General features: G+C 43.1%; 5 protein-coding genes and 1 pseudogene. 1 reads left to right on the forward strand and 5 read right to left on the reverse strand.

What is annotated here, in order from left to right; all coding sequences use genetic code 11:
• Positions 1-163 precede the first annotated feature (163 nt).
• The 5 genes and pseudogenes from argF to argC form a co-directional block, all read right to left on the reverse strand.
• Positions 164-1,186, reverse strand: coding sequence for an ornithine carbamoyltransferase (argF, locus tag PS3_RS02975; protein ID WP_007122017.1), 1,023 nt, complete (start codon positions 1,184-1,186; stop codon positions 164-166).
• 21 nt (positions 1,187-1,207) lie between these two features.
• Positions 1,208-2,353: pseudogene (locus tag PS3_RS02980) on the reverse strand (acetylornithine transaminase).
• 12 nt (positions 2,354-2,365) lie between these two features.
• Positions 2,366-3,097, reverse strand: a complete 732-nt coding sequence (gene argB, locus PS3_RS02985; protein ID WP_007122018.1) for an acetylglutamate kinase — start codon at positions 3,095-3,097, stop codon at positions 2,366-2,368.
• Positions 3,098-3,111: 14 nt separating this feature from the next.
• Entirely contained in the window at positions 3,112-4,296 is a 1,185-nt protein-coding gene (gene argJ, locus PS3_RS02990) for a bifunctional glutamate N-acetyltransferase/amino-acid acetyltransferase ArgJ (RefSeq protein ID WP_007122019.1), read from the reverse strand.
• 17 nt (positions 4,297-4,313) lie between these two features.
• Positions 4,314-5,348 (reverse strand): N-acetyl-gamma-glutamyl-phosphate reductase, encoded by a 1,035-nt coding sequence (gene argC, locus PS3_RS02995; protein WP_040467974.1) that lies wholly within the window; start codon positions 5,346-5,348, stop codon positions 4,314-4,316.
• 300 nt (positions 5,349-5,648) lie between these two features.
• Here argC and PS3_RS03000 point away from each other — a divergent pair, with 300 nt between their 5' ends.
• Entirely contained in the window at positions 5,649-6,422 is a 774-nt protein-coding gene (locus tag PS3_RS03000) for an SDR family NAD(P)-dependent oxidoreductase (protein WP_007122020.1), read from the forward strand.
• Positions 6,423-6,436 lie beyond the last annotated feature (14 nt).

A 6,436-nucleotide genomic window follows, 5' to 3' on the forward strand; every position in this document is an offset into this window, starting at 1 on the left:
AGAGTATCCCTAATTTTTTGTCATCCCGTCTCGTTATGGTGTGCTTACGGTAGAACGGTTTGTGACGGTTGCTGATAACCCAGCCGATGAAGAATTTATTCGTAAATAAAAGCAGGTAGGAAACTAATTTAAGTTCCTTGCCTGCTTTGTTTTTAAGCTTTTCCTACTTAAAAAATTCTTCTGGAATAAAAAGATCGCCTAATGTAGCAGCCATAATGGCTTTAATGGAATGCATCCGGTTTTCTGCTTCTTGGAAAACGTGCGAATGTTGACCTAAGAAGACTTCGTTGGTAATTTCTAATTCACTTACGCCAAATTCTTCAGCTAATTGTTTTCCAATTGTGGTTTCTTTATCGTGATATGCAGGCAAACAATGCATTACGATGGTGCTGTCTTTACCAGTCGCATTCAATAAATTTTGATTGATCTGGTATGGAAGTAATGCCTGGATTCGTTCGGCAGGATCAACGGTTTCGCCCATGGAAATCCAAATATCCGTGTATAAGGCATCGCTATCCTTGACCGCCGTCAAAGGATCGTCTGTAATGGTAATTTGAGCGCCACTGGTTTGAGCAAGCGCTTGGGCCTGGCTGATCACTGCTGGTGCTGGTTGGAGATGTTGGGGAGCGCCGAGTTTGAAATTAACGCCCAAGATCGCACTAGTGACGAGGAGACTATTGGCCATGTTGTTGCGGCCATCGCCGACGTAAGTTAGTGTTAGTCCTGGTAAATGACCATAGACCTCTTTTAAAGTCATAAAATCAGCGATCATTTGGGTCGGGTGCCAATCATCAGTTAGACCGTTCCAGACTGGGACGCCACTTTCTTGAGCTAAGGTTTCGACATCGCTTTGTTTGAATCCCCGAAATTCAATACCATCGTACATACTCCCTAAAACTTTCGCGGTATCGGCCACCGATTCCTTGTTCCCTAGTTGAATATCATTTTTTCCTAGAAATTCGGGATTAGCTCCTAGATCATTGGCCGCCACGGTAAAGGATGACCGGGTCCGCGTAGAGGTTTTTTCAAACAGGAGAGCAATGTTTTTCCCTTGTAAATATGGATGCGGAATGTGTTGTTGCTTTAAAGCTTTTAGATGAATGGCAAAATCAATTAAATAGTTTAATTCCTTGGCGGAAAAATCCAGCTCTTTTAGAAATGATTGCCCGTAAAAATGATTATTCATAATTTCCTCCTCCCGTAGAGATTAGTAAGTTTTTAAAACTTTAGCGATGGTTTCAATGCCTTTGCATAGTTGGCAACAAGGGGTAATTAGTGGTGGTAACAACCGTAAAGTATTATGTTTGGATGAAATGGTTAAGAGACCGGTGGCTTGTAATTTGGTGATGACCTCGTCAACCGGCACGGATGCTGTTAAGTGAATCCCGATCATCAATCCTTTTCCAGAAACGGATTCGACTGCATCCAATCCAACCAATTGTTGATTAATCTCTTTCCAAATATGTTCGCTCTTTTTCTTAACACATGCTAAAAAGTCGTCGTCAATCGTTTCTAAGACGACTTTGGCGGCTGCCATTGCAATTGGATTCCCGGCAAATGTTGACCCGTGACTACCAGGTCCAAAAAATTCAGCAAGAGATTTTTTCCCAACCATGGCCCCAACCGGTAGTCCGTTGGCTAAACATTTAGCTAGCGTGAAGATGTCGGGATGCAGATCGTAATTTTGGAAAGCATATAATTCACCGGTCCGTCCCATTCCAGTCTGGACCTCGTCGATAATCAATAAGACCCCTTCTTGATGACACTTAGCTTCCACGGCCTTGAGCCAATCTGGGTCACCGACATTGATGCCCCCTTCTCCTTGGATAACTTCCAACATGACCGCCGCTAGCTCACTGGTGATTAGGTCTAATGCCGCTGGGTCGTTGTAGGTGCCATAAATGGCTCCGGGGAGCATGGCCCCAAAGCCTTCTTTGATGGGGGCGTTCCCAGTGACTGACAAGGAACCATAACTCCGTCCGTGAAAGGAATCATTAAAGGTTAAGATGTTTTGTTTGCCGGTAGCTTTCCGAGCGAGTTTCAAAGCGGCTTCATTAGCTTAGGTCCCCGAATTACAAAAACTTACCAGCATATCTTCATCTTTAACGATTAAATGAGCAACCTCGTCTTGAAGCTGGCTTTCGTACAGGTTAGAAGTATGCCAAACCTTTTGAACTTGGTCGATCACGGCTTTGTTTAAAGCCTCGTTATTGTAACCAAGTCCACAAACGCCAATACCACTTGCAAAATCTTGATATTGCTTGCCTTGATTATCAGTTAAAGTAAAGTCTTTTCCGGACACAATTTCAAATGGAAACCGAGCATAAGTTGGGAAAACGTATTGCATTGTCATGAGAGGGCCTCCTTAATTAATGGCAGTGCCAGGGTGACAGAGTTGATTAGTAATAAAAACTTGGTTGACCCCAGCGGTTTTAGCTTTAAATGCGGCTTTGATTTTAGGAACCATCCCCGATCGGATGACGTGGGATGAAGCTAATTGATCAGCTAAATGGTGATTGAGTTGGCTGATGAGATGACCTTCATACAAGACGCCGGCAACATCAGTCATTAAATACAATTTTTCAGCATGGATTAAGGTGGCGATTGTCGCGGCCGCCTCGTCAGCGTTAACGTTGAGCCAATTCTCTTGATCATCTAAGGCGAGAGGAGCGAGCACGGTAATTTGACTTGCTGGGGTTTGCAAGGCGGTCTGATTTACCTTGGTAATGGTGCCAACCGATCCGTAAGTTGCTTGATCGATGGCTTGGCCAGTAAGTAAATGATTCATGGCGGCGTTTTTGCAAACGACCTTAAAACCGTGCGCCGATAACTGTTGGGCCAATAGGGGTTGGGCTTGGCCGAGTAAAACCATTTTGGCAATGGCCAAAGTCGTGGCATCGGTTACCCGAATTCCATTTTTCTTGACCACTGGCAAATGAAGCTGTTCGCTCAAGGATGAAATCATCGGTCCGCCACCATGGATAATAATGATCGATCGGTTTTGCATTTGAAGTTGGTGTAAGAAAGTATAGAATTCTTGGTCAAGGTTTGGGATAGTATTTCCGCCGATTTTAATGATGACTGGATGTGATTTCATAAGTTGCTCCTTTGTTAGCTCCGGTAAGAGGCATTAATTTGGACGTATTGGTAAGTTAGATCGCACCCCCAGGCCTGACCAGTTGCCTGACCGTCGTGGAGGTCGATATCAATGGTGATTTTATTTGCTTGTAAAGCCTGTTTTAAGGTGGCTTCGTCAAAGTTGAGTCCGAGGCTTTGCTGGACAACTGGGTGACCGTTTAAGGCGATGTCGATTGTTGCTGGATTAAAATCGGCATCGGTAATCCCGATTGTTGAAATGATCCGCCCCCAGTTGGCATCTTCACCGAAGAGGGCGGCCTTAACTAGATTGGATCCGACAACGGCCTTAGCGATCTTTTGGGCATCAAATGGACTCGGGGCTTGACTAACGTTTGCTTCGACAAGCTTAGTGGCTCCTTCACCATCTTTAGCGATTTGTTGTGCCAGGTAAGTCATCACCTGGTGAAGAGCAGTTTTGAAGCTTTCATAGTCTTCGCTGCTATCTTGAATGATCGGGGCTTTTGCTTGACCATTAGCCATCACGACCACCATATCGTTGGTGGAAGTGTCACCATCAACCGTAATTTGATTGAAAGTCAGGTCAACTTGTTCACTTAAAATGGTTTGCAATAAATCACCATTGATCGTTGCATCAGTGGTGATAAAGCCAAGCATGGTGGCCATCTTAGGGTGAATCATGCCGGACCCTTTACAAAAACCACTCATCGTACAAGTTTGACCAGCGATTTCAAATTCAAGACTAATGGTTTTAGGATGGGTATCAGTCGTTAGGACTGCTTCAGTCACCTTAAAATTATTGGTTTGGTTTAAGGTTTGAATTCCTACTTTGACCTTATCCATGGGTAGAAATGCTCCAATTAATCCGGTAGATGCTACCCCTACTAAAGTAGACTCAATTCCTAATTTTTGCGCCACCAAGCTTTGTTCCTCAAAAGCATCGGATTGACCTTGTTGACCGGTACAAGAATTGGCAATGGCGCTGTTCATGACAATTGCTTGGAGTTGGTGACCGTGGTTAATGGCGTCCTTAGTTAAAGCAGTCGGGGCGGCACAAAATTTGTTAGTGGTATATGCGCCAGCGGCACTCGCTGGGACTTCAGAAACAATCCAACCAAAATCTAACTTGCTTTTTCTTAAACCGATGTGAATTCCGTCGCTCTTAAACCCAAGGGGCCATTTAAAATCAATCTCTTGCATATGTTTTTCCTCCGTGATTATGGAATGTCAGGAATTAAGTTAAATCCCATGGTTTCGTCAAAATTAAATAAGTGGTTCATATTTTGAATTGCTTGCCCAGCTGCTCCCTTTACTAAGTTGTCAATGACTGATCCAACAAAGATAGTGTTGGTAGCTTCGTTATAACTGATGCCGAGGTCACAGTAATTCGAGTGACTAACGTTTTTAACGGACGGGAAACCATCCAGGTAGACGCGGACCCAAGGATGATCAGTATAGAAGGTTTGGTAGACCTCTTGGAGTTGTTCAGTTGAAGTTGGTTTGATGGCTTTAGCATAAATTGAAGCTAAAATTCCACGTGTCATTAGGACGAGAGTAGTCGTGAATTGTAAGCTGGTTACCTGGTCGTTCCACTGATGTAGTTGTTGACAAATTTCAGGAATGTGCTGGTGCTGATTAACCTTATAAGGCAACATATTTTCGTTAATGTAAGCATAGTGTGAGTTGGTTGTTAATTTCTTGCCTGCGCCAGACAGTCCAGATTTGGCATCGACAATGATCGAATCGGGTTCAATTAAATGATTGATGACCAACGGGGCTAGGCCTAGTAGAGTGGCGGTAGCGTAACAACCTGGATTAGCTACGTAATTGGAATCCGGTTTACTTAAATCAGCTAAATTATAAGAAGCTTTTTGTAAGGCTTCCTTTGCTGCGGGTGTTTTGTGATACCATTTTTGGTATTGTAAGGGCTCTTTTAATCGATAGTCGCCAGATAGGTCAATTACGGGGAAGTTATCATTAATCAGTGGCTGAGCAATTTGACTAGTGACGCCCGCTGGAGTAGCGAAAAATACAACATCGGATCGTTCTTCGATGACTTGACAATCATAAGGTAAGAGTGGGTCACTAATATTCAGATAGGTAGGAAGGTCGCTCGTTGATCGATGGGTTTCATCAGTCGTTGTGGATGAGTAACCAAATAAAAGGATTTGTTCAACTTGAGGATGTTGGGATAAGAGATGATAAAGGACCATCCCACTGTATCCCGTAACCCCGACTAATGAAACTTTCATTCTATTCGCCTCCGATGAATAATAAATGCATAAAAATAGGATAATGCAATGTTAATGCATAATATACAGTTTGTAAAGGGCGAATTTTGAAAAATATACAATTTGTGTAATTTTAATCTCGGTGGCTAAAATTGCTAAACTATCCGTAATCCGGAAGCGGTTTATTGAGGTAAGTATCTTATGAAGATTAATGTATACTGACTGAATATTCATGATATTGATGCATAAAATAAAATGTAAGCGGATTCATTAAGTTTGTTCTATAATAAAAGTATAGAAAATATCTTGGAGGTAATGATTATGACTGAATATTTTGATTTAAAAGGACAAGTGGCCTTAGTTACCGGATGTTCAGCTGGTTTAGGGGTTCAAATGGCTAAGGCCTTGGCTAGTCAAGGCGCTAATATTGTGGCCTTAGCACGGCGAAAAGAACGGGTCGAAGCGGTAGCCCAAGAGATTCATGATGAATTTGGGGTTGAAACCCTACCAGTTCAATGCGACATTACAGACACGGAGCGAGTTAATGCTTCGGTTGATGAAGTATTAGATCATTTTGGTCGGATTGATATTTTAGTTAACAATGCGGGGACCGGTGCAGTTGCTCCGGCTGAAGATATCACGGATGATCAATTTGAAAATGAAATGAATATTGATTTGCTCGGGACTTTCCGGGTAGCACGTGCGGTTGCTAAAAAGGCAATGATTCCAGCCAAGTATGGTCGGGTTATCAATATTGCGTCGATGTATGGTTTAGTAGGGAATAAAGTAGCCGGGTCATCTCCTTATCACGCGGCAAAAGGGGGCGTGGTGAACTTAACCCGGGCGTTAGCAGCTGAATGGGGAAAATACAAGATTACGGTTAATGCGATTTGCCCTGGATATTTTTATACTGACTTAACTCGCGAGACGTTAGACAGTGATTTCTTCCAAGCTAATGCTAAAACGATGATTCCTGAAGAACGCTATGGTGAAAGTGGTGAACTTGACACTGCCGTAATCTTCTTAGCTTCGCCAAAGTCAACCTACGTAACGGGGGTTCCATTGCCAGTTGACGGTGGTTATACTTGTATGTAAAAAAAGCGCCAGGC

It is taken from the genome of Limosilactobacillus gastricus PS3, from assembly GCF_000247775.1.
Lineage (GTDB): Bacteria > Bacillota > Bacilli > Lactobacillales > Lactobacillaceae > Limosilactobacillus > Limosilactobacillus gastricus_A.